25 protein-coding genes and 2 tRNA genes are annotated in these 23,327 nt (G+C 53.0%); 23 read left to right on the forward strand and 4 right to left on the reverse strand.

Features of this window, described 5'->3' with window-relative positions:
• Position 1: 1 nt before the first annotated feature.
• The 6 genes from mlaE (at position 2) to murA (ending at position 3,988) form a co-directional block, all read left to right on the forward strand.
• Positions 2-784 carry a lipid asymmetry maintenance ABC transporter permease subunit MlaE gene (gene mlaE / locus LQK91_RS11305; RefSeq protein WP_078804847.1) on the forward strand — a complete coding sequence of 261 codons (783 nt, stop codon included), beginning with the start codon at positions 2-4 and terminating at the stop codon, positions 782-784.
• A 4-nt stretch (positions 785-788) separates the two neighbouring features.
• Complete coding sequence (gene mlaD / locus LQK91_RS11310) at positions 789-1,334, forward strand: outer membrane lipid asymmetry maintenance protein MlaD (protein ID WP_008925411.1); 546 nt, start codon at positions 789-791, stop codon at positions 1,332-1,334.
• 15 nt (positions 1,335-1,349) lie between these two features.
• Entirely contained in the window at positions 1,350-1,985 is a 636-nt protein-coding gene (mlaC, locus tag LQK91_RS11315) for a phospholipid-binding protein MlaC (protein WP_008925412.1), read from the forward strand.
• Entirely contained in the window at positions 1,985-2,290 is a 306-nt protein-coding gene (mlaB, locus tag LQK91_RS11320) for a lipid asymmetry maintenance protein MlaB (RefSeq protein ID WP_008925413.1), read from the forward strand. Before mlaC ends, mlaB begins: the two co-directional genes overlap by 1 nt.
• A 113-nt stretch (positions 2,291-2,403) precedes the next feature.
• The gene (ibaG, locus tag LQK91_RS11325; RefSeq protein ID WP_003851098.1) at positions 2,404-2,661 is read left to right on the forward strand and encodes a BolA family iron metabolism protein IbaG; all 258 of its coding nucleotides are present in this window, start codon (positions 2,404-2,406) and stop codon (positions 2,659-2,661) included.
• 67 nt (positions 2,662-2,728) lie between these two features.
• A complete protein-coding gene (gene murA / locus LQK91_RS11330; protein WP_008925414.1) occupies positions 2,729-3,988 on the forward strand; it encodes a UDP-N-acetylglucosamine 1-carboxyvinyltransferase in 1,260 nt (419 codons plus the stop codon).
• Positions 3,989-4,061: 73 nt separating this feature from the next.
• Here murA and LQK91_RS11335 read toward each other — a convergent pair whose 3' ends face one another.
• Complete coding sequence (locus LQK91_RS11335) at positions 4,062-4,346, reverse strand: helix-turn-helix domain-containing protein (RefSeq protein WP_003851095.1); 285 nt, start codon at positions 4,344-4,346, stop codon at positions 4,062-4,064.
• Positions 4,347-4,584: 238 nt separating this feature from the next.
• The gene (gene ispB, locus LQK91_RS11340) at positions 4,585-5,556 is read right to left on the reverse strand and encodes an octaprenyl diphosphate synthase (protein ID WP_008925415.1); all 972 of its coding nucleotides are present in this window, start codon (positions 5,554-5,556) and stop codon (positions 4,585-4,587) included.
• Positions 5,557-5,812: 256 nt separating this feature from the next.
• Between ispB and rplU the strand changes: the two genes are divergently transcribed.
• From rplU to cgtA, 3 genes are all read left to right on the forward strand, one after another.
• Positions 5,813-6,124: a 50S ribosomal protein L21 gene (rplU, locus tag LQK91_RS11345; protein ID WP_008925416.1), complete on the forward strand. Its 312-nt coding sequence runs from the start codon at positions 5,813-5,815 to the stop codon at positions 6,122-6,124.
• A 15-nt stretch (positions 6,125-6,139) separates the two neighbouring features.
• A complete protein-coding gene (gene rpmA / locus LQK91_RS11350; protein ID WP_003851093.1) occupies positions 6,140-6,397 on the forward strand; it encodes a 50S ribosomal protein L27 in 258 nt (85 codons plus the stop codon).
• A 242-nt stretch (positions 6,398-6,639) separates the two neighbouring features.
• Positions 6,640-7,812: an Obg family GTPase CgtA gene (gene cgtA / locus LQK91_RS11355; RefSeq protein WP_003851092.1), complete on the forward strand. Its 1,173-nt coding sequence runs from the start codon at positions 6,640-6,642 to the stop codon at positions 7,810-7,812.
• Positions 7,813-7,982: 170 nt separating this feature from the next.
• On the opposite strand, the gene dacB is transcribed toward cgtA, so the two are convergent.
• Positions 7,983-9,416, reverse strand: a complete 1,434-nt coding sequence (dacB, locus tag LQK91_RS11360; protein WP_033743117.1) for a serine-type D-Ala-D-Ala carboxypeptidase — start codon at positions 9,414-9,416, stop codon at positions 7,983-7,985.
• A 248-nt stretch (positions 9,417-9,664) separates the two neighbouring features.
• Here dacB and greA point away from each other — a divergent pair, with 248 nt between their 5' ends.
• Positions 9,665-10,141: a transcription elongation factor GreA gene (greA, locus tag LQK91_RS11365; protein ID WP_003851087.1), complete on the forward strand. Its 477-nt coding sequence runs from the start codon at positions 9,665-9,667 to the stop codon at positions 10,139-10,141.
• Positions 10,142-10,247: 106 nt separating this feature from the next.
• Here the strand turns inward: greA and yhbY are convergent, their stop codons facing one another.
• Positions 10,248-10,541, reverse strand: coding sequence for a ribosome assembly RNA-binding protein YhbY (gene yhbY, locus LQK91_RS11370; protein ID WP_008925418.1), 294 nt, complete (start codon positions 10,539-10,541; stop codon positions 10,248-10,250).
• A gap of 127 nt (positions 10,542-10,668) precedes the next feature.
• On the opposite strand from yhbY, the gene rlmE reads away from it, so the two are divergent.
• From rlmE to rpsO, 13 genes are all read left to right on the forward strand, one after another.
• Positions 10,669-11,298 carry a 23S rRNA (uridine(2552)-2'-O)-methyltransferase RlmE gene (gene rlmE, locus LQK91_RS11375; RefSeq protein WP_008925419.1) on the forward strand — a complete coding sequence of 210 codons (630 nt, stop codon included), beginning with the start codon at positions 10,669-10,671 and terminating at the stop codon, positions 11,296-11,298.
• A gap of 113 nt (positions 11,299-11,411) precedes the next feature.
• Complete coding sequence (gene ftsH, locus LQK91_RS11380) at positions 11,412-13,337, forward strand: ATP-dependent zinc metalloprotease FtsH (protein ID WP_033743100.1); 1,926 nt, start codon at positions 11,412-11,414, stop codon at positions 13,335-13,337.
• A 79-nt stretch (positions 13,338-13,416) separates the two neighbouring features.
• On the forward strand, positions 13,417-14,256 hold the full coding sequence (gene folP, locus LQK91_RS11385) for a dihydropteroate synthase (protein ID WP_039658941.1): 840 nt from the start codon (positions 13,417-13,419) through the stop codon (positions 14,254-14,256).
• The gene (gene glmM / locus LQK91_RS11390; protein ID WP_003851080.1) at positions 14,253-15,587 is read left to right on the forward strand and encodes a phosphoglucosamine mutase; all 1,335 of its coding nucleotides are present in this window, start codon (positions 14,253-14,255) and stop codon (positions 15,585-15,587) included. The genes folP and glmM overlap by 4 nt, the downstream gene beginning before the upstream one ends.
• Positions 15,588-15,803: 216 nt before the next feature.
• Positions 15,804-16,142 carry a preprotein translocase subunit SecG gene (gene secG / locus LQK91_RS11395; RefSeq protein WP_003851074.1) on the forward strand — a complete coding sequence of 113 codons (339 nt, stop codon included), beginning with the start codon at positions 15,804-15,806 and terminating at the stop codon, positions 16,140-16,142.
• Positions 16,143-16,179: 37 nt separating this feature from the next.
• Positions 16,180-16,266 (forward strand) — tRNA-Leu (locus tag LQK91_RS11400).
• A 59-nt stretch (positions 16,267-16,325) separates the two neighbouring features.
• Positions 16,326-16,402: transfer RNA gene (locus LQK91_RS11405), tRNA-Met, on the forward strand.
• A 211-nt stretch (positions 16,403-16,613) separates the two neighbouring features.
• Positions 16,614-17,066 (forward strand): ribosome maturation factor RimP, encoded by a 453-nt coding sequence (gene rimP / locus LQK91_RS11410; protein ID WP_010251795.1) that lies wholly within the window; start codon positions 16,614-16,616, stop codon positions 17,064-17,066.
• 24 nt (positions 17,067-17,090) lie between these two features.
• Positions 17,091-18,578, forward strand: a complete 1,488-nt coding sequence (nusA, locus tag LQK91_RS11415) for a transcription termination factor NusA (protein WP_003851070.1) — start codon at positions 17,091-17,093, stop codon at positions 18,576-18,578.
• 17 nt (positions 18,579-18,595) lie between these two features.
• Positions 18,596-21,289, forward strand: coding sequence for a translation initiation factor IF-2 (gene infB / locus LQK91_RS11420; RefSeq protein WP_003851068.1), 2,694 nt, complete (start codon positions 18,596-18,598; stop codon positions 21,287-21,289).
• Between the two features lie 65 nt (positions 21,290-21,354).
• The gene (gene rbfA, locus LQK91_RS11425) at positions 21,355-21,762 is read left to right on the forward strand and encodes a 30S ribosome-binding factor RbfA (RefSeq protein WP_033731320.1); all 408 of its coding nucleotides are present in this window, start codon (positions 21,355-21,357) and stop codon (positions 21,760-21,762) included.
• Positions 21,762-22,706, forward strand: coding sequence for a tRNA pseudouridine(55) synthase TruB (truB, locus tag LQK91_RS11430; RefSeq protein WP_003851064.1), 945 nt, complete (start codon positions 21,762-21,764; stop codon positions 22,704-22,706). The genes rbfA and truB overlap by 1 nt, the downstream gene beginning before the upstream one ends.
• A gap of 131 nt (positions 22,707-22,837) precedes the next feature.
• Positions 22,838-23,107, forward strand: coding sequence for a 30S ribosomal protein S15 (gene rpsO / locus LQK91_RS11435; protein ID WP_003851063.1), 270 nt, complete (start codon positions 22,838-22,840; stop codon positions 23,105-23,107).
• Positions 23,108-23,327: the final 220 nt, after the last annotated feature.

Consider the following 23,327-nt stretch of genomic DNA (forward strand, 5'->3'; position numbering starts at 1 on the left):
GATGGTCTTGAAGGCGCTGGCGTCATTCGGTCGTCAGGGAATTGAAACGTGCGCCAGTTTTGGACGCGCAGGATTAATGCTGTTTCACGCGCTGGTGGGAAAACCCGCGTTCCGCAGACATACGCCGCTACTGATCAAACAACTCTATAGTGTTGGCGTACTGTCGTTACTGATTATTGTGGTTTCAGGTCTGTTTATCGGCATGGTACTCGGACTGCAGGGCTATCTGGTGCTGAACACCTATGGTGCAGAAACCAGTCTGGGTATGCTGGTGGCGCTCTCCTTGCTGCGTGAACTGGGGCCGGTTGTTACCGCGCTGCTGTTTGCCGGACGGGCAGGATCGGCACTGACGGCTGAAATCGGCCTGATGAAAGCCACTGAACAGCTCTCCAGTATGGAGATGATGGCGGTGGATCCGTTGCGCCGGGTAGTCTCGCCGCGCTTCTGGGCCGGTTTTATCAGCATGCCGCTACTGACCATGATCTTCACTGCGGTCGGTATTGCAGGCGGTGCACTGGTTGGCGTGAGCTGGAAGGGGATCGATCCCGGTTTCTTCTGGTCAGCTATGCAGAACGCGGTCGATTTCCGAACCGATATCGTTAACTGCATCATCAAAAGCGCCGTCTTTGCCGTAACGGTCACCTGGATTGCTCTTTTTAATGGCTATGACGCGATTCCCACTTCTGAAGGGATCAGTCGCGCGACAACGCGTACCGTAGTACATGCTTCACTGGCGGTGCTCGGGTTGGATTTTGTGCTGACAGCACTGATGTTTGGGAATTGATGCAATGCAAAGCAAAAAAAGCGAAATCTGGGTTGGCATTTTTATGATTATGGCGTTGATCGCCGCATTGTTTCTCTGTCTGCGCGTCGCCGATTTAAAGTCGATGGGCACAGAGCCGACGTGGAAACTCTACGCGACCTTTGACAATATCGGCGGCCTGAAAGCCAGTTCGCCGGTCAAAATTGGTGGTGTGGTCATTGGCCGGGTGACAGAAATAGCGCTTGAGCCGAAAACGCTGCTGCCGCGTGTCACCATGGAGATCAGCGATCAGTATGCGAATAAAATTTCAGATACCAGCTCGCTGGCTGTCCGTACTCAGGGCCTGCTGGGTGAGCAGTTCCTGGCGCTGAACTTAGGCTTTGACGATCCTGAGCTCGGCTCGGCGATGCTGAAAGATGGCGATACGCTGCGTGATACGAAGTCAGCCATGGTGCTCGAAGACCTGATTGGCCAGTTCCTTTATAAGAGCGGCGATAACAAACAAAAAACTGACTCCAAAGACGCGCAGGAAGGCGACAGTGCTGCGCCTGCGGCACCGGCTCAACCTTAAAGAAGAGGGTTTACCATGTTTAAACGTTTATTGATGATTGCCATGCTGGTGGTAGCGGTACCGCTGACGGCGACCGCAGCCGATCAGAGCAATCCTTACAAGCTGATGAACGAAGCGGCGCAGAAGACATTCACCCGTCTGAAAAATGAGCAGCCGAAAATCAAGCAGGATCCCAACTACCTGCGTGAGATTGTGCGTCAGGAGCTCCTGCCATATGTGCAGATTAAATATGCAGGCGCGTTAGTGCTGGGACGCTACTATCGTGACTCAACACCTGCTCAGCGTGAAGCCTATTTCAGCGCCTTTGGTGATTACCTGGCGCAGGCGTATGGTCAGGCACTGGCACTCTATAACGGCCAGAGCTACCAGATTCAGCCCGAACAGCCGTTAGGCGACGCCCAGATTGTCGCTATTCGTGTCACCATTATTGACCCAAATGGACGTCCGCCGGTACGCCTCGATTTCCAGTGGCGTAAAAATAGCCAGAGCGGGAAATGGCAGGCTTATGACATGATCGCCGAAGGCGTCAGCATGATCACCACGAAACAAAATGAGTGGAGCGATTTGTTGCGTACCAAAGGTATTGATGGTCTGACGGCACAACTGAAGTCTTCTGCGGCACAGCCGATCACGCTGGATAAACAACAATAATGCACGAATCGTTACGCTGGGAGCGGGAAGCCAGCACGCTATTACTTAAAGGCGAACTGGATCGCGACACGCTGATGAGCCTGTGGCAGCAACGCGAGACGCTGATCAAAGATGTCGATACTATCGACGTCGCGGGGCTGGAGCGGGTGGACTCTTCCGGTCTCGCCCTGCTGGTGCACTTGCGGGAAATCGCGCGTGCACAGGGTATAACCCCATGCTTTACAGGCATCAGTGACAAACTGCGCTCGCTGATTACCCTTTACAATCTGCAACAGATTATTGTTTCTGCGGATAAAAGCGCCTGATTTCCGGTTGTTATGCTAAGCCCCTGTTTCCAGCAGGGGCTTTTGCGTATTTAAGAGTCAGCCGCTTTCCTCTACTATGTCAGCCTTATTATTATTAAGTGAAGTTAAGCCCAATGGAAAACAGTGAAATTCAGGCCGTGCTGATGGCCGCATTGCCTTTAGACGAAGTTCATGTGATGAGCAACGATGGCAGCCATTTTCAGGTGATCGCCGTAGGCGAACTGTTTGGCGAACTGAGCCGCGTGAAAAAGCAGCAGGCTGTCTATGCGCCGCTGATGGAATTCATCGCGGATAACCGCATGCATGCTGTCTCTATCAAAACTTATACTCCCGCTGAATGGGCACGTGACCGTAAACTCAACGGTTTCTGATCCTTCTGCGTGGTGAACTCGCCGTGAGCGAGTCCAATTTTTAGCTAGTTAATCGAGAGCCGTGTTGATGGAAAAATTTCGTGTGCAAGGCCCCACCCGTTTAAGTGGTGAAGTCACCATTTCCGGGGCAAAGAACGCCGCACTTCCTATTCTGTTTGCTGCCCTGCTGGCTGAAGAGCCGGTAGAGATTAAGAACGTGCCAAAGCTGCGCGACATTGATACCACCATGAAACTGCTGAGCCAGCTGGGTGCGAAGGTCGAACGCAACGGTTCTGTGCATGTCGATGCCAGTGCGGTAGATGTGTTTTGTGCGCCTTATGACCTGGTCAAAACCATGCGTGCCTCAATCTGGGCGCTGGGTCCGCTGGTGGCGCGTTTTGGTCAGGGTCAGGTTTCTCTGCCGGGTGGCTGCGCTATCGGCGCGCGTCCGGTTGATCTGCATATCACCGGTCTGGAACAGCTGGGTGCTGAGATCAAACTGGAAGAGGGCTACGTTAAAGCCTCAGTCAATGGACGCCTGAAAGGCGCGCTGATTGTCATGGACAAAATCAGCGTTGGCGCAACGGTCACTATCATGAGTGCAGCGACGCTGGCGACGGGCACCACTGTGATTGAGAATGCGGCACGTGAGCCGGAAATTGTCGATACCGCCAACTTCCTTAACACCCTGGGTGCCAAAATCAGTGGCGCAGGTAGCGACAAAATCACCATTGAAGGCGTTGAGCGTCTGGGTGGCGGTGTTTATCGCGTTCTGCCCGATCGTATCGAAACCGGTACCTTCCTGGTGGCTGCTGCCATTTCAGGCGGCAAAGTGATGTGCCACAAAACCCAGCCAGATACCATGGATGCTGTATTGGCTAAGCTGCGTGATGCGGGTGCCGATATTGAAACCGGTGAAGACTGGATCAGTCTGGACATGCACGGCAAGCGACCAAAAGCGGTTAACGTGCGCACCGCTCCGCATCCGGGGTTCCCGACAGATATGCAGGCACAGTTCACCCTGTTAAACATGGTTGCGGAAGGCACGGGTCTGATTACCGAAACCATTTTCGAAAACCGTTTTATGCATATCCCTGAACTGATTCGCATGGGCGGACATGCTGAGATTGAGAGCAACACGGCAATCTGTCATGGGGTTGAAACCCTGTCAGGTGCGCAGGTGATGGCGACCGATCTGCGTGCTTCTGCCAGCCTGGTTCTGGCGGGTTGTATTGCGGAAGGCACGACGTTCGTTGATCGCATTTATCACATCGATCGTGGCTATGAGCACATCGAAGATAAACTGAAAGCAATGGGCGCGAACATCGAGCGTGTCAGCGAAGAGTAAGTCTGCTGATGCACTCAAAAAGCCAGCCCCCTTCAGGGCTGGTTTTTTTTTCGCCTGAAAATAGCCTGCGGTCTCAGTTGCTGTCGGAATGCGCTGCAGGCGTCCGGATACGTTTTCTGCGATCCAGCAGGCGGTGGGTGTGGGGATCATAATATCGACTGGGCCAGATCTCACTCGGGTGAATCGTTAGCGCGTCGGCGATCAGCCATTCTCCTTTGGGCCACGGGCGCGTCAGCGCATTAGCCAGTGTTGACGAACTCAGACCCGATGCGCGTGATAGTGCTGCCAGCGTCATACCGCGTTTGTGCAGCGCCGCGATAATGTCAGCCGGATGCCAGTCTTCCTTTATTTTTTCCATAACCTGTTCTCCTTTTCCTTGTCATTGCGTCGTCCAGCAGGACGTTGGCTTTCCTTTTTAGTGCCATCTGGAAAGAACAGGGGTTTTATAGCAAAAAGTTTCCATTAATTTCCAGTTATTTTTAGATCCAGCGCCGGGTCTGTGGGATGACTCGCAAAAGGTGTGCAAATGCTTGCAGGAAATAAGAATAATGGGGACGGATGAGATGAAAACGGAGCCCGGAAGGCTCCGTGAGGGATCAAAAATCGCGCTGAACTGACATGTGCGCCAGCGACTCCAGGGCACTGCGCCATGGCGATTCCGGCAGAATTCTCAGGGCTTCAATGGCTTTATCCGCTTCCTGTTCGGCACGACTGCGCGTCCACTCCAGAGAACCACACTGATTCATCGCTTCCAGTACGGGTTCCAGCAGATGGCGGCCATTTCCCTGTTCAATGGCTTCACGGATCATCTTCGCCTGTTCAGGCGAGCCGTGCTGCATCGCATGCAGCAGTGGCAGGGTGGGTTTGCCTTCACTCAGGTCATCGCCAGTATTTTTACCCAGCGTTTCACCATCAGCACTGTAATCCAGTAAGTCGTCAATTAACTGGAAAGCCGTACCCAGATAGCGCCCATAATCCTGCAGGGCTTTTTCCTCTTCAGGTGTGGCTTCAGCCAGAATTGCAGAAGCCTGCGAGGCGGCTTCAAACAGACGCGCTGTCTTGCTGTAAATGACGCGCATGTAGCTCTCTTCAGTGATGTCGGGATCATTGACGTTCATCAGCTGCAGGACTTCACCTTCAGCAATGACGTTTACTGCCTCTGACATCAGCGCCAGGATACGCAGCGAACCCATGCTGGTCATCATCTGGAAGGCGCGGGTATAAATAAAGTCACCGACCAGCACGCTTGCCGCATTGCCAAACGCCGCGTTAGCGGTCGCTTTGCCACGACGCATATCGGATTCATCCACGACATCGTCATGCAGCAGCGTGGCGGTGTGGATAAATTCGATCAGCGCCGCATTGGTCACGTGCAGGTCGCCCTTGTAGCCCATGGCACGTGCGGAGAGCACGGCAATCATGGGACGGATACGCTTGCCCCCACCACTGATGATGTAATAGCCCAACTGGTTGATGAGCGAGACATCTGAATTCAGCTGGTCGAGGATGGTCTGGTTAACGGCAGCCATATCCTGTGCGGTTAATTCATTAATCTGTTCTAAGTTCATTCGTCTTTTCAGCTATGACTCGTTATCTCTGCCATGGTAAGTGGTTTACTCAGCCAGCGTTCAGGTAATCTGTTACTGATTGTACTTGAATTTTGTGCCTGAGAAACGGTTGCATTCAGCCTGTGTTTTTTTTCTGCAAGAGTGTGCAAAGTGCTCTTGTCTTCTTCTGGAGTTTTGCGTAGAATTCGCGCCCTATTGTGAATATTTAGCGCGCCGCCTGATGAACTAAAAGGCAAGCGCAGAAGCGGAGTTTTATATGTACGCGGTTTTCCAAAGTGGTGGTAAACAACACCGAGTTAGCGAAGGTCAGACCGTTCGCCTGGAAAAGCTGGACATCGCAACCGGTGAAACGATTGAGTTTGACCAGGTTCTGATGATTGCTAATGGCGAAGACGTGAAAATCGGCGCGCCACTGGTTTCAGGCGGAATGATCAAGGCAGAAGTTGTTGCTCACGGTCGTGGCGAGAAAATTAAGATTGTTAAGTTTCGTCGTCGTAAGCACTACCGTAAGCAAGCAGGCCATCGCCAGTGGTTCACTGATGTGAAAATCACTGGTATCACGGCGTAAGAGGAGATCTGACAAATGGCACATAAAAAGGCTGGTGGTTCGACTCGAAATGGTCGTGACTCCAATGCAAAACGTCTGGGTGTAAAGCGTTTCGGTGGCGAATCTGTTCTGGCAGGTAGCATCATCGTTCGTCAGCGTGGCACCAAATTCCACGCCGGTACCAATGTAGGTTGTGGTCGTGACCACACCCTGTTTGCTACCGCAGACGGTAAAGTACAGTTCGAAGTTAAAGGTCCGAACAACCGTAAATACATCAGCATCGTTGCTGAGTAAGGTTGTCGTGACGCAGACGTTTAACGTCTGAACGCACGAATTGAAGGCCCCGCAGCTCCTGCGGGGCTTTTTACATTCTGCGGTCTGTTGCGGTAAAAGCGACGCATCACAAAAGTTTGCTGTACACTTTGTGTACGCACTGGCGAAAGCCAATCCTGATTTATCCGCCGCTGGTCAGCGCAGAAGACCCTGGCGGACCCGTCTGCAGAGTGCTGCAGACGATTGTGTGACGGAGATAGAAAATGAAGTTTGTAGATGAAGCGACAATTTTGGTCGTCGCCGGTGATGGCGGTAATGGTTGCGTGAGCTTCCGCCGCGAAAAATATATCCCGAGAGGCGGCCCTGATGGCGGTGATGGCGGTGACGGCGGTGATGTTTATCTGATCGCTGATGAAAACCTCAATACCCTTATCGATTATCGTTTCGAAAAATCTTTCCGGGCAGAGCGCGGACAGAACGGCCAGAGCCGCGACTGTACAGGCAAACGCGGTAAAGATATCGAAGTTAAAGTGCCGGTCGGCACCCGGGTTATCGATCAGGGTACCGGTGAGACACTCGGTGACATGACGCGTCACGGCCAGAAACTGATGGTCGGCAAGGGCGGCTGGCATGGTCTGGGCAACACGCGCTTCAAATCCTCAGTGAACCGCAGTCCTCGTCAGAAAACGATGGGTACTCCAGGTGAAAAACGTGACCTGCAGCTGGAGCTGATGCTGCTGGCAGATGTTGGGATGCTGGGCTTACCGAACGCCGGTAAATCAACCTTTATCCGTGCTGTTTCAGCTGCCAAACCAAAAGTGGCGGACTATCCATTTACCACGCTTGTGCCGAGCCTGGGCGTAGTCCGTATGGACAGCGAGCAGAGCTTCGTCGTGGCTGATATTCCTGGCCTGATTGAAGGCGCAGCAGACGGTGCTGGCCTCGGTATCCGCTTCCTGAAACACCTTGAGCGTTGCCGCGTATTGCTGCACCTGATCGACATCGATCCGATCGATGAAAGCGATCCGGTTGAAAATGCCCGCATTATTCTCGGCGAGCTCGAAAAGTACAGCGAGAAGCTGTTCAACAAGCCACGCTGGCTGGTCTTCAACAAGATTGATCTGATTAGCGAAGAAGAAGCGCAGTCACGGGCAAAAGCCGTTGCTGAAGCGCTGGGCTGGGAAGATAAGTATTACCTGATCTCTGCCGCAAGCCGTACTGGTGTCAACGAACTCTGCTGGGACGTGATGAGCTTCATCAATGCCAACCCGAAAGAAGCCGAGCTTGAAGAGAAACAGCCGGAAAAAGTGGAGTTTATGTGGGACGATTACCACAAAGAAACCATTGAAAACACGGTCGAAGTGGAAGATGAAGAGTGGGATGACGACTGGGATGATGAAGACGACGAAGGTGTTGAAATCATCTATCAGCGTTAACCGCGCGTCTGCTACAGCGTGATATAGGATGCCCCCTTTCAGGAATGAAAGGGGGCATTGTTCTTTCTGGAGCCTGCTCTTCAGGGCGACGCTGATATCTGCTTCTGAAGCGTTCAGCCATAAAAAAACGCAGCAGGTTGATCACCTGCTGCGTTTTTATTACTGCGTAATCAGTTGTTCTGATTGATATCGCGGTAGAGTCGGCTCTCGAAACGCACCAGGGGAATACGACGGGTACGTTGATCTTCCGGCGGTACCGCATACCCGGAAAGGAACTGAACGAACGCCACCCGCGCGCCACTGGAGGTAGTGATAAAGCCCGCCAGGTTATAGACGCCCTGCAGTGAACCGGTTTTCGCCGAGACTTTGCCATCCAGTCCTGCTTCATGCAGTCCGCCCCGATATTGCAGCGTGCCATCATAGCCAGCCAGCGGCAGCATCGAAATATAATCCAGCGTGTTGTCATTCTTCGCAATGAACTGCAACACCTGCATCATGGTTTGCGGCGAAATCAGGTCGTGGCGCGACAGGCCGGAACCATCGACCTGGATGCTGTTGCCCATATCGACGTTGGCTTTCGCTTTCAGGATACGACGAACCGCATCCTGCCCGGCACGGAAGGTTCCTGGTACGTTGAAGTAGTGATGACCAATAGTGCGGAACACCGTGTCGGCAATCATGTTGTCTGACTTCTTCAGCATGGTGTGCAGCAGCGTATGCAGCGGCGCGGACTGGGTCGATGCCAGTACGGTGCCTGGCTCCGTGACCTGCGTCTGACGCACCAGATGCCCGCTGTAATCAATCTCTGACGACCGCAGTTCCGCCTTGAGAATCTCGCCAGCCCAGGCCGCACCATCCTGCACGGCAAAGGCCAGCGGCAGCGGTTCGGCACGCTGACGCATACAGCCAGTCAGCGTGTAGCGGTTCAACTCGCCCGGCACCACATCCAGTTCACAATATTGCCCTTCGCCGCTGTTGCGGCCGATGGTGCGGACCTGGCTGTACATATGCGCCGGATAATAGGAGGCGATGCGAACAAAGGCATTTTCACCCGGCGTATTCGCGCTGTAGAGCGATACCGAGAAACAGTTCTTATCAACAATCGCTGCACCCGGCGGGGCGCTGAAGCACTGAGTCATATCGTTCCACGGCCAGCCCGGCGCCATGTCGTGACTGGCAAACACGGACGTGTCGATAACCAGATTGCCTTTGATATGGTTAATACCCTGCTTCTTAATCGCCGCGACCATGTTGCGCAGATCCTGACGGGTTAAAGTGGGATCACCGCCGAAACGTGCGACTAAATCGCCGTTCAGGGTGCCATCTATAATGGCGCCGCGAGTCTCAAAAGTGGTCTGAAAACGGAAATCGCCACCCAGTTCCAGTAATGCCGCCAGCGCCGTCACCACTTTCATGGTACTGGCGGGCAGGGCCATCTGTTTTCCGTGATAATCAATGATCGGTGTTGAAGCACCCACTTTCTGGACCATCAGCGCCAGATTGGCACCATCTGGCAGGTACTGCATGTATTCATCAACTGGCGCTGCGTGTGCCTGCAGCATAAATGCACAGCTTAATCCGGTAACAAGTCGTGAAAATCGCATAATCTCGCGGTAACTGGCAGGTGAGGGCGTCAATACTACGTTGCCGGACGGTGCAAAGTAAACGATGACCCGCAGTGAACTCTGGGGTAAAATACGTATCAAATTGCAAAACTCTTTTCTGGCCTGGAAGCATCTCCGGGTCAGGATTCTTTTATTTGCAAAAACGGGCTAATGTGCCGCAGAACGCTTTTTTCTGCAGTCACCGGTCAGGATGACATCGTTAACAGGAAAGAGGGCGAGGAGCTTAAATGAATCAGATTCCGATGACGTTAAGAGGCGCTGAAAGATTGCGCGAAGAGCTGAACGAGCTGAAAACCGTGAAGCGCCCGCGCATTATCGCCTCTATCGCTGACGCACGCGAACACGGCGATTTAAAAGAGAACGCGGAATACCATGCTGCGCGTGAAGAGCAGGGTTTTTGTGAAGGGCGTATTCAGGAGATTGAAGCCAAACTCTCCAATGCGCAGGTGATCGACGTCACCCAGATGCCTAAAACTGGCCGCGTAATTTTCGGCGCAACGGTGACCGTACTGAATGTCGAGACCGACGAAGAGTCGACTTATCGTATCGTGGGCGATGACGAAGCGGACTTTAAGCAAAATCTGATTTCGGTCAATTCGCCAATGGCGCGTGGCCTGGTGGGAAAAGAGGCCGATGATGTGGCTATTGTTAAAACCCCAGGCGGCGACGTTGAGTACGAAATCCTGAAGGTGGAATACCTTTAAGATGTTGCTACGCTTTGAAAAGCGTTAAAGCACAATGTAAAGAAAAGAAAAAGGCCGCATCGCGGCCTTTTATCTGAGGTAAGAGCATGTCACTTTCTTTGCCCACTTAACGTGGCAGAGAAATTTTGCTCTCTTTAGAGGGGCGATACAGCACCAGCGTTTTGCCGATCACCTGTACGTTGCTGGCACCGGTCTCACGCACGATAGCCTCAACGATCAGCTGTTTCGTTTCACGATCTTCTGAGGCGATTTTTACCTTGATCAGTTCGTGATGCGCCAGAGCCTGCTCGATTTCGGCCAGCACGCCTTCAGTCAGGCCGTTGCCACCCAGCATAACCACTGGCTTGAGTGGATGGGCGAGGCCCTTGAGGTGCTGTTTTTGTTTGGTACTTAGATTCATCGTAGTTTTTTACTTACTCAGGGATTGAAAACGGTTCATTCTACCGCCATCTCGGGTATATCACCAAATCGACGCAACCCATTGCGTGCAGGTTTATCGCTACGATGACGATTTAGTTGGAAATAATATGACGGGTAAAAAGCGTTCAGCCAGCTCCGGCCGCTGGCTTCAGGAACACTTTAGCGATAAATATGTGCTCCAGGCGCATAAAAAAGGGTTGCGCTCGCGCGCCTGGTTTAAACTTGATGAAATACAACAGGGTGACAAGCTGTTCAAACCCGGTATGACCGTGGTAGATCTGGGTGCCGCACCCGGTGGCTGGTCGCAATATGTGGTACAGCAAATCGGGAACAAAGGGCGCGTCATTGCCTGTGATATCCTGCCAATGGATCCAATAGTCGGTGTCGATTTCCTTCAGGGCGATTTTCGTGAAGAATCGGTGATCAATGCGCTGCTTGAGCGCGTTGGCGATCAGAAAGTTCAGGTTGTCATGTCCGACATGGCGCCGAATATGAGTGGTACACCTGCCGTAGATATTCCCCGGTCGATGTATTTAGTGGAGCTGGCGCTGGAGATGTGTCGGGATATCCTGGCACCTGGCGGCAGTTTTGTAGTGAAAGTGTTTCAGGGAGATGGCTTCGATGAATACCTGCGGGAAATTCGCTCCCTGTTTACGAAAGTAAAAATTCGTAAGCCGGACGCTTCACGTTCTCGTTCACGTGAAGTGTACATTGTGGCGACTGGGCGCAAACTATAACCAAATTGCTGGAGAAGTCCGCAGCGTTGCTGCGATTCCATGTATGCAGGAACTATAGTACCCTACGCTATCTGTTAACACCGATGTAATATGAGGTTAATCCCTTGAGTGACATGGCGAAAAACCTGATTCTCTGGTTAGTCATCGCGGTCGTGCTGATGTCAGTATTCCAGAGCTTTGGGCCCAGCGAGTCGAATGGCCGTCGGGTTGATTATTCAACCTTCCTGTCGGAAGTGAACCAGGATCAGGTCCGCGAGGCACGCATTAACGGGCGTGAAATTAACGTTGTCAAAAAAGACAGCAATAAATATACCACCTACATTCCTGTCAATGATCCTAAGTTGCTCGATAACCTCTTGACCAAAAACGTCAAAGTGGTTGGCGAACCGCCGGAAGAACCAAGCCTGCTGGCTTCAATCTTCATTTCGTGGTTCCCGATGCTGCTGCTGATCGGTGTGTGGATCTTCTTTATGCGTCAGATGCAGGGCGGTGGCGGAAAGGGCGCGATGTCCTTCGGCAAAAGCAAAGCCCGCATGTTGACGGAAGACCAGATTAAAACCACTTTCGCTGACGTCGCAGGTTGTGACGAAGCGAAAGATGAAGTGGCTGAGCTGGTGGAATATCTGCGTGAGCCGAGCCGTTTCCAGAAGCTGGGCGGTAAAATTCCAAAAGGCGTTCTGATGGTGGGGCCACCGGGTACCGGTAAAACCTTGCTCGCCAAAGCGATTGCTGGCGAAGCGAAGGTGCCTTTCTTCACTATCTCCGGTTCTGACTTTGTGGAAATGTTTGTCGGTGTTGGTGCATCCCGTGTGCGCGACATGTTCGAACAGGCTAAGAAAGCGGCACCGTGCATCATCTTCATCGATGAAATCGATGCCGTTGGTCGTCAGCGTGGCGCCGGTTTAGGCGGTGGTCATGATGAACGTGAGCAGACGCTGAACCAGATGCTGGTTGAGATGGATGGTTTCGAAGGTAACGAAGGTATTATCGTTATCGCCGCGACTAACCGTCCTGACGTACTGGACCCTGCGCTGCTGCGTCCGGGCCGCTTTGACCGTCAGGTTGTTGTAGGCCTGCCCGATGTACGCGGTCGTGAGCAGATCCTGAAAGTGCATATGCGTCGTGTGCCACTGGCTACTGATATTGATGCAGCGATCATTGCACGTGGTACCCCAGGCTTCTCCGGTGCCGATCTGGCCAACCTTGTCAACGAAGCAGCGCTGTTCGCCGCCCGTTCAAACAAGCGTGTGGTGTCGATGGTTGAGTTCGAGAAAGCGAAAGATAAAATCATGATGGGTGCGGAACGTCGCTCCATGGTGATGACGGAATCGCAGAAAGAGTCAACGGCTTACCACGAAGCCGGCCACGCGATTATTGGTCGCCTGGTACCAGAGCATGATCCGGTCCATAAAGTTACGATTATCCCGCGCGGCCGTGCGCTGGGTGTGACCTTCTTCCTGCCTGAAGGCGACGCGATCAGCGCCAGCCGTCAGAAACTGGAAAGCCAGATTTCAACGCTTTACGGCGGTCGTCTGGCAGAAGAGATCATCTACGGTGCAGAACGTGTTTCTACCGGTGCGTCTAACGACATCAAAGTCGCGACTAACCTGGCACGTAACATGGTGACGCAGTGGGGCTTCTCTGAAAAACTGGGTCCGTTGCTGTATGCAGAAGAAGAGGGTGAAGTGTTCCTTGGACGTTCTGTCGCGAAAGCGAAACACATGTCTGATGAAACTGCCCGCATCATCGACCAGGAAGTCAAACACCTGATCGACAGCAACTACCAGCGTGCTCGCCGCATTCTGGGTGAGAACATGGACATCCTTCACGCGATGAAAGACGCGCTGATGAAGTATGAAACCATTGATGCACCGCAGATCGACGATCTGATGGCACGCCGCGAAGTGCGTCCGCCAGCAGGCTGGGAAGATCCAGGCAGCAACTCAGACAGCAACGGTACGCCAAAGGCGCCACGTCCGGTTGATGAACCGCGTACGCCAAACCCAGGCAATACCATGTCAGAGCAGTACAACAAATAAGACGCAACATCGTCAGACAAAACCCCGGCTGGTCCGGGGTTTTTTACATCCAGATATTGATCAGCAAGGAGTTTTCACCATGAAGTTGTTTGCCCGTGATTCCCATCTCGATTTATCTTTTCCTCATGTGATGGGCATTCTGAATGTCACGCCGGACTCCTTTTCAGATGGTGGTAAACATAACGCGCTGGTTGATGCGCTGACGCATACCAATGAGATGGTTAATGCAGGTGCCACCATTATCGATGTGGGCGGTGAATCAACCCGTCCTGGCGCTGATGAAGTGAGTGTGGAGGAAGAGCTGGAGCGGGTGATTCCGGTGGTCGAAGCCATCGCCCAGCGTTTCGAAGTCTGGATCTCAGTGGACACCTCTAAAGCCGAGGTTATCCGGGAAGCTGCGCGAGTGGGTGCTCACATCATTAATGACGTTCGTTCACTCACTGAACCAGGCGCGCTCGATGCTGCAGCCGCTACCGGACTTCCCGTCTGTTTAATGCATATGCAGGGCGAGCCGCGCACCATGCAGCAGGCACCGGTTTACGAAAACATCTTAAGCGAAGTGGACACTTACTTCGCTCAGCAGATTGCACGCTGTGAAGCGGCGGGAATTAAAAAAAAGCGGCTGATACTCGACCCGGGCTTCGGTTTCGGTAAAAATCTCAGCCACAATTATGAACTGCTGGCTCATCTGGGCGATTTTCACCACTTCGGTCTGCCGCTGCTGGTTGGGATGTCGCGTAAATCAATGATTGGTCAGCTGTTAAATGTCGGCCCATCACAGCGTTTAACCGGCAGCCTGAGCTGCGCGGTGATTGCTGCCATGCAGGGCGCGCAGATTATTCGCGCGCATGACGTAAAAGAGACGGCCGAAGCGATGCGCGTGGTCGAAGCGACCCGAAGAGCAAAAGGAGTATCATGAGTAATCGTAAATATTTCGGTACAGACGGCATTCGCGGCAAAGTCGGTGAAACCCCCATTACCCCCGATTTTGTCCTGAAGCTCGGCTGGGCCGCAGGTAAAGTGCTGGCGCGCCATGGTTCTAAGAAGATCATTATTGGTAAAGATACCCGTATCTCTGGCTACATGCTGGAGTCCGCGCTGGAAGCAGGCCTCGCTGCGGCAGGCCTGACAGCGGCGTTTACCGGCCCAATGCCGACGCCCGCCATCGCCTATCTGACCCGCACCTTCCGCGCAGAGGCGGGCATTGTGATTTCGGCGTCGCACAACCCGTTTGACGACAACGGGATTAAGTTCTTTTCCTCCGAAGGCACCAAATTGCCTGATGACGTTGAAGAAGCGATTGAGCTGGAGATGGAAAAGCCGATTACCTGTGTTGAATCAGCGCAGTTAGGCCGTGCCAGCCGCATCGTGGATGCCGCAGGGCGTTACATTGAGTTTTGCAAAGGGACATTCCCCAGCGAACTGAATCTGAATGGCCTGAAGATTGTGGTCGACTGTGCCAATGGTGCCACCTACCACATCGCGCCGAATGTATTGCGTGAACTGGGTGCGACCGTCATTGCTATTGGTGTCCAGCCAGATGGCATGAACATTAATAAAGAGTGCGGTGCAACCGATCTCAAACTGCTGCAGCAGCGTGTGCTGGCCGAGAAAGCTGATATTGGTCTGGCCTACGACGGCGACGGCGACCGTATCATGATGATTGACCATCTGGGCGACAAAGTGGATGGTGACCAGATCCTCTATATCATTGCACGTGAAGCATTGCGCCAGGGACAGTTACGCGGCGGTGTAGTGGGTACGCTGATGAGTAACATGGGACTGGAGTTAGCGCTGAAGCAGCTTGGCATTCCGTTTACCCGCGCCAAAGTGGGTGACCGTTATGTGCTGGAGAAGATGCAGGAGAAGGGCTGGCGTCTCGGTGCTGAGAACTCCGGTCATGTGATCCTGCTCGATAAAACCACGACCGGCGACGGTATCGTTGCAAGTTTGCAAGTACTTACTGCAATGGTGCGCAACCACATGAGCCTGCACGATCTCTGCAGTGGTATGAAAATGCTGCCGCAGGTTCTGGTCAACGTGCGCTTTTCAGGTGAACATGATCCGCTGCAAAGCGATGCCGTCAAAACCGTGACCGCGGAAGTGGAAAAAGCGCTGGCAGGTCGCGGACGTGTTCTGCTGCGTAAGTCCGGCACCGAGCCATTGATTCGTGTGATGGTCGAAGGCGAAAATGAGGCGCAGGTCACCGAACTGGCGAATCGCATCGCCGATCAGGTCAAGGCCGTTTAAAACCGCAACAGGCAGTCTGCAGAGTGTGGAACTGCCTGTAAAATCACCGGGATGGCGCTTTTTTCTGCAATCAGTTCGGGTAGTAAAAATTGCACTTGCAGAGATATGCGCCTTTGGTTAGTATTCACACCCGCTTCTGATGGGTGATGACGAGACTCCCCATCAATACTGGTGAAGCTTTAACTGTACGATTATCGTGCAAGGAACAGGTTGAATATGTACGAAGCTCTTTTAGTTGTTTTCCTTATTGTAGCTATCGCCCTCGTGGGTATGATCATGCTGCAGCAAGGCAAAGGCGCTGATATGGGAGCCTCATTCGGTGCAGGCGCATCCGGTACAGTGTTTGGTTCGTCGGGTTCAGGTAATTTCATGACCCGTACTACTGGCATTTTAGCGGCATTGTTCTTCATCATCAGCCTGGTTCTGGGTAATCTGAACAGCAATAAAGCGTCAAAAGGAAGTGAGTGGGAAAATCTTTCTGCGCCGGCGCAGTCTTCTCAACAGACTGAAAAGCCAGCTCAACCGGTTACACCGGGCAGCGATATTCCTAAGTAAGGTCGTCAGCACAACGAATCGTTGTGGTCAGTGCAGTGCCGTGGTGGTGGAATTGGTAGACACGCTACCTTGAGGTGGTAGTGCCCGATTGGGCTTACGGGTTCAAGTCCCGTCCTCGGTACCAAATCGTAGTATCACTTGCATTTTTTGCAGGTCTGGCGTATTATTCGCCACGTTTTCGGACGCGGGGTGGAGCAGCCTGGTAGCTCGTCGGGCTCATAACCCGAAGGTCGTCGGTTCAAATCCGGCCCCCGCAACCACTTTCCCTTTGAGTTCTTTTTCAAATATACTGTATGCATCGACGGACGCATTCACGGCTATTTTTTGAAAGAAAATTCTTTGGATGGAGTCCGGGCCGCATTGCGGCATACAGGGTCCAGTGATTAAAAGCCCCGAATATTCGGGGTTTTTTGTTATTAGCGAATCGTAATACTGGGCTATAGGCCCTTTTTTTATGTCTTGGGGGTGGGCTTGTCCACATTAGAGCAAAAATTGACAGAGTTGGTATCGGCTCCCGTAGAAGCGCTGGGTTACGAACTGGTTGGAATTGAATTCGTTCGTAGTCGCACATCTATCCTGCGCATCTATATTGATAGTGAAGATGGCATCAATGTCGATGATTGCGCCGATGTCAGCCACCAGGTAAGTGCGGTAATGGATGTTGAAGATCCTATTACTGTTCCTTACAACCTTGAAGTCTCTTCACCGGGACTCGATCGTCCTCTGTTCACCGCTGAACACTACACCCGCTTTATGGGTGAAGAAGTGAGCCTGGTGTTGCGTATGGCCGTTCAGAACCGCCGTAAATGGCAGGGAACCATCAAGTCAGTTGATGGCGAGATGATCACGGTGCACGTTGAGGGTAGCGATGAAGTGTTCGCGCTGAGTAATATTCAGAAAGCGAACCTGGTCCCCCACTTTTAAAAGTCCGGATTGAGGCTAACCAGGATGAACAAAGAGATCTTAGCTGTTGTAGAAGCCGTTTCTAACGAAAAAGCCCTGCCGCGTGAGAAAATCTTCGAAGCGCTGGAGAGCGCGCTGGCGACTGCGACCAAGAAAAAGTACGAGCAGGAAATTGAGGTACGCGTCAGCATTGATCGCCGCAGTGGCGATTTCGATACTTTCCGCCGCTGGGAAATCGTTGAAGAGGTAACACAGCCGACGCGCGAGATCACGCTGGATGCGGCCCGCTTCGAAGATGAAGCATTCAATCTGGGCGAATATGTCGAAGATCAGATTGAATCGGTCACCTTTGACCGTATCACCACCCAGACTGCTAAGCAGGTTATCGTGCAAAAAGTGCGCGAAGCTGAGCGCGCAATGGTGGTTGATCAGTTCCGTGAGCAGGAAGGCGAAATCATCACCGGTGTGGTGAAAAAAGTTAACCGCGACAACATTTCCCTCGATTTAGGCAGCAATGCCGAAGCAGTCATTCTGCGCGAAGATATGCTGCCGCGTGAAAACTTCCGCCCGGGCGATCGTATTCGTGGCGTACTCTACTCTGTACGTCCGGAAGCGCGTGGCGCGCAGCTGTTCGTCACGCGTTCCAAACCCGAAATGCTGATTGAACTGTTCCGGATCGAGGTGCCAGAAATTGGCGAAGAACTGATTGAAATTAAAGCAGCCGCCCGTGATCCGGGTTCGCGCGCTAAAATTGCAGTCAAAACCAACGACAAACGTATCGATCCGGTCGGTGCCTGTGTGGGCATGCGCGGCGCGCGTGTTCAGGCAGTTTCCAGTGAACTGGGTGGCGAGCGTATTGATATCGTGCTGTGGGACGATAACCCGGCACAGTTTGTTATCAACGCCATGGCTCCGGCCGATGTGGCGTCAATCGTGGTTGATGAAGATAATCACACCATGGATATCGCCGTAGAAGCTGGCAATCTGGCTCAGGCGATCGGCCGTAACGGCCAAAACGTGCGTCTCGCTTCGCAGCTGAGTGGCTGGGAGCTGAACGTGATGACCGTCGATGATCTGCAGGCTAAGCATCAGGCTGAAGCACATGCAGCGATCGATATGTTCACTAAACATCTCGACATCGACGAAGAGTTCGCCACCGTACTGGTGGAAGAGGGCTTCTCCTCGCTGGAAGAGCTGGCATACGTGCCAATCAACGAGCTGCTGGAAGTCGACGGCCTCGACGAAGAGACCATTGAAGCCCTGCGTGAACGAGCAAAAAATGCGTTAACCACCCTGGCACTGGCGAAAGAAGAGAGTCTTGGAAATCAGGAGCCCGCTGAGGATCTTCTGAATCTTGAAGGCCTCGATCGTGCGCTGGCGTTCCGCCTGGCGTCGAAAGGCGTTTGCACGCTGGAAGATCTCGCTGAGCAAGGTGTTGACGATCTGACGGATATTGAAGGCCTGTCTGATGAACAAGCCGGCGCGCTGATTATGGCCGCACGTAATATCTGCTGGTTCGGCGATGACGCGTAATAACAGGAAGGAACAGCATGACAGATGTAACCGTAAAATCGCTGGCCGCAGAAATTCAGACTCCGGTCGATCGCCTGGTACAGCAATTTGCTGATGCGGGTATCCCTAAGTCTGAAAATGACGCGGTGAGCCAGCAAGAGAAAGAAACCTTACTATCTCATCTGAACCGTGAACACGGTCAGGTCGGTTCAGCTAAGCTGACATTGCAGCGTAAAACGCGCAGCACCTTGAATATTCCAGGCACCGGGGGTAAAAGTAAGTCGGTGCAAATTGAAGTCCGCAAAAAGCGTACCTATGTGAAAGGTGATGCAGAGTCTGAGCAAGCTCAGGCAGAAGCTGAAGCCGAGGCGCAGCGTGAAGCGGAAGAGCAGGCGCAACGCGAGGCTGAAGAAAAAGCCCGTCGCGAAGCTGAACAGAAAGCGCAACGTGAAGCCGAAGACAAAGCAAGGCGCGAAGCCGCTGATAAGGCCAAACGTGCAGCAGCGGAAAATGACAAAGTGACAAATCAACCTACCGACGAAGTGACAAAGGCTGCGCAATCAGACAAAGCCCGTCGCGAAGCAGAAGCTGCTGAACTGAAGCGTAAAGCTGAAGAAGAAGCGCGCCGTAAGCTGGAAGAGGCTGCCCGCCTCGTAGCCGAAGAAGCCCGCCGTCTGGCTGAAGAGAAATCAGCTGAATGGGAAAAACCGGAAGAAGAGGATAAAGGCGACTATCACGTCACCACTTCTACCCATGCCCGTCAGGCGGAAGATGAAAACGACCGTCAGGTTGAAGCAGGTCGTGCGCGTGCGCGGACGACTGCTAAAGCTGCGCGTCCGGCGAAAAAAGGCAACAAACACTCTGAAGCCAAAACTGACCGTGAAGAAGCGCGTGCGCAGGTTCGTGGTGGTAAAGGCGGCAAGCATCGCAAACCTAGCGCACTGCAGCAGGGCTTCAACAAGCCAGCGCAGGCTGTTAACCGTGATGTTGTGATTGGCGAAACCATTACCGTAGCCGAACTGGCTAACAAAATGGCAGTGAAAGGTTCTCTGGTCATCAAAGCGATGATGAAGATGGGCGCAATGGCGACTATCAACCAGGTGATCGATCAGGAAACTGCACAGCTCGTTGCCGAAGAGATGGGCCACAAAGTAACCCTGCGTCGTGAAAACGAGCTGGAAGAAGCGGTAATGGACGATCGTGATACCGATGCTGCGCAGGAGTCTCGTGCGCCGGTTGTCACCATCATGGGCCACGTCGACCACGGTAAAACGTCTCTGCTGGACTATATCCGCTCCACTAAAATCGCCTCTGGCGAAGCGGGCGGCATTACACAGCACATCGGTGCTTACCACGTTGAAACTGACAACGGTATGGTCACCTTCCTGGATACCCCGGGCCACGCCGCGTTTACCGCGATGCGTGCACGTGGTGCGCAGGCTACCGACATCGTTATCCTGGTGGTTGCAGCAGACGATGGCGTAATGCCACAGACTGTTGAAGCTATTCAGCACGCCAAAGCCGCGAAAGTGCCGGTTGTGGTTGCCGTGAACAAGTGCGATAAGCCAGAAGCGGATCCGGATCGTGTTAAAAACGAACTGACTCAGTACGGTATCATTCCGGAAGAGTGGGGCGGCGAAAACATGTTCGTGAATGTCTCTGCGAAAGCGGGTACCGGCATTGATGATCTGTTAAACGCTATCCTGCTGCAGGCGGAAGTTCTGGAACTGACCGCTATCCGTGAAGGTATGGCGAGCGGCGTGGTGATTGAATCGTTCCTCGACAAAGGTCGTGGTCCGGTTGCCACCGTGCTGGTACGTGAAGGTACGCTGAATAAAGGCGACATCGTTCTTTGTGGTTTCGAATATGGCCGTGTTCGTGCAATGCGTGACGAGCTGGGTCGCGAAGTCATGGAAGCGGGTCCGTCTATCCCGGTTGAGATTCTGGGCCTGTCCGGTGTGCCGGCTGCGGGTGATGAAGCGACTGTGGTACGTGACGAGAAGAAAGCACGCGAAGTTGCACTCTATCGTCAGGGCAAATTCCGCGAAGTTAAACTGGCTCGCCAGCAGAAATCTAAGCTCGAGAACATGTTTGCTAACATGACCGAAGGCGAAGTATCTGAACTGAACATCGTTCTGAAAGCTGACGTTCAGGGTTCTGTCGAAGCCATCTCTGATTCTCTGCAGAAACTCTCCACCGATGAAGTGAAGGTGAAGATTGTGGGTTCAGGCGTCGGCGGGATTACCGAAACCGATGCGACCCTGGCGGCTGCTTCTAACGCCATTCTGCTTGGCTTCAACGTTCGTGCCGATGCCTCTGCGCGTCGCGTCATTGACGCAGAAAGCCTGGATCTGCGCTACTACTCTGTCATCTATAACCTGATTGACGAAGTTAAAGCGGCGATGAGCGGTATGCTGGCACCAGAGTACAAACAGCAGATCATTGGTCTGGCTGCGGTCCGCGACGTATTCAAATCACCGAAGTTTGGCGCCATTGCCGGTTGTATGGTGACGGAAGGTAACATCAAACGTCACAATCCAATCCGTGTCCTGCGTGACAACGTGGTGATTTACGAAGGCGAGCTGGAATCTCTGCGTCGCTTTAAAGATGACGTCAACGAAGTGCGTAACGGCATGGAGTGCGGTATCGGCGTGAAGAACTACAACGACGTTCGCGTTGGCGATATGATCGAAGTGTTTGAAATCATCGAAATTAAACGCACCATCGAGTAATAGACTGCTGATGTGTTGCAATTTGGGAGGCCTCTGGCCTCCCGAATTATTTGGGAGAAATAATGATGGCGAAAGAATTTGGTCGCCCGCAGCGCGTTTCACAAGAGCTGCAAAAAGAGATTGCGATGATCCTGCAGCGTGAGATTAAAGATCCACGTCTCGGCATGATGGTCACGGTGTCTGGCGTTGAAGTGTCACGCGATCTTGCCTACGCAAAAGTGTTCGTCACTTTCCTCAACGACAAAGATGAAGATGCCATTAAACATGGCCTGAAAGCGCTGAAAGAAGCGTCAGGTTATATTCGCATTCTGCTGGGTAAAGCGATGCGTCTGCGCATCGTGCCTGAGCTGACCTTCTTCTACGATAACTCGTTAGTTGAAGGGATGCGTATGTCCAATCTCGTCACCAGCGTTGTGAAGAATGATGCTGAACGTCGTGGTCCTGACGCCACTGGCGATGACGAGGAGGCGTAATGAGTCGTCCGCGTCGTCGCGGTCGCGACGTCCATGGCGTGTTGTTGCTGGATAAGCCACAAGGCGTCTCGTCGAATGATGTCCTGCAGAAAGTAAAGCGTATCTTCAACGCTAATCGCGCAGGACATACCGGCGCGCTTGATCCCCTGGCCACTGGCATGTTGCCAATTTGCCTGGGTGAAGCAACCAAGTTTTCTCAATATCTGCTGGATTCCGACAAACGCTACCGTGTGATAGCCCGACTGGGCGAGAGGACTGACACGTCAGACGCCGATGGCAACATCGTGCAGACGCGTCCGGTCAGCTTCAGTCAGGCCGAACTCGATAGCGCCCTGGAGAGCTTCCGCGGCGATACGCTGCAGGTGCCCTCAATGTTTTCGGCGCTGAAGCATCAGGGTCGTCCGCTGTATGAGTATGCGCGTCAGGGCATTGTGATCGAGCGTGAACCGCGTCCGATTACGGTCTATGAGCTGCAGTTTATTCGCTGGCAGGATAATGAGCTGGAGCTGGAAATTCACTGCTCCAAAGGCACCTATATCCGCACCATCATTGATGATCTGGGTGAAAAGCTGGGATGCGGTGCGCATGTCACCATGCTGCGTCGTGTGCAGGTTGCCCGTTATCCCTATGAAAGGATGGTGACGCTGGAGCAGCTCAATACCCTGCTGGCGGAAGCCACTGACGCTGGCATCTCACTGGAATCGCAGCTTGATCCGCTGCTGCTGCCAATGGACAGCCCGGCCTCTGATTTCCCTGAAGTGAATATCCCGACTGCCGTGGCAGATTTGTTCCGTCTGGGACAGCCAGTACAGGCGAGTAATGCGCCTGCACAGGGACTGGTCAGGGTATCAGAAGGCGAAGCGCGTAAGTTTATCGGCATGGCAGAAATTGCCGCTGATGGGCGTCTTGCGCCGCGTCGTTTAGTGGTTGAGTATCAGGATTAAGTCGTGCGGCCACTTTTCGCTGATGGGGCATTTGCGTTGCTATCAGGCGCAGAGTAGAATAGTGCGGCTTTAAAGCGGGATGCTGAATTAGAGATCGGCACCCATACATTCATTTATTACCGGAGTTTATTATGTCTCTAAGCGTAGAAGCTAAAGCAGAGATCGTTGCTAAATATGGCCGTGGTGCTAACGACAGCGGTTCAACCGAAGTTCAGGTTGCCCTGTTGACCGCGCAGATTACCCATCTGCAGGGTCACTTCTCTGAGCACAAAAAAGACCACCACAGCCGCCGCGGTCTGCTGCGCATGGTATCTCAGCGTCGTAAGCTGCTGGACTACCTGAAGCGTAAAGACGTTGCACGCTACAGCAGCCTGATCGAAAGTCTCGGTCTGCGTCGCTAAGTCTGAAAAATCTGATCGTCGGGGCATTATGTGGTTTTTTGCACTGTGTGCAGCTTACGATCAGATTTGTGCGAGTTTCGTGAAGAGGGGGCCTTTATGGCCCCTTTTTTCGAGCAATCGGCAGCAATCCGGTCCAAACTGATGTATTGTTGCTTAGTGTGATCTTTAGTTTGCAGAATTTCGCGCGGCTAATGAGAGGCTTTACCGCAGAGGCGGTCGA

It is taken from the genome of Pantoea sp. MHSD4, from assembly GCF_021043305.1.
Classification (GTDB): domain Bacteria; phylum Pseudomonadota; class Gammaproteobacteria; order Enterobacterales; family Enterobacteriaceae; genus Pantoea; species Pantoea eucalypti.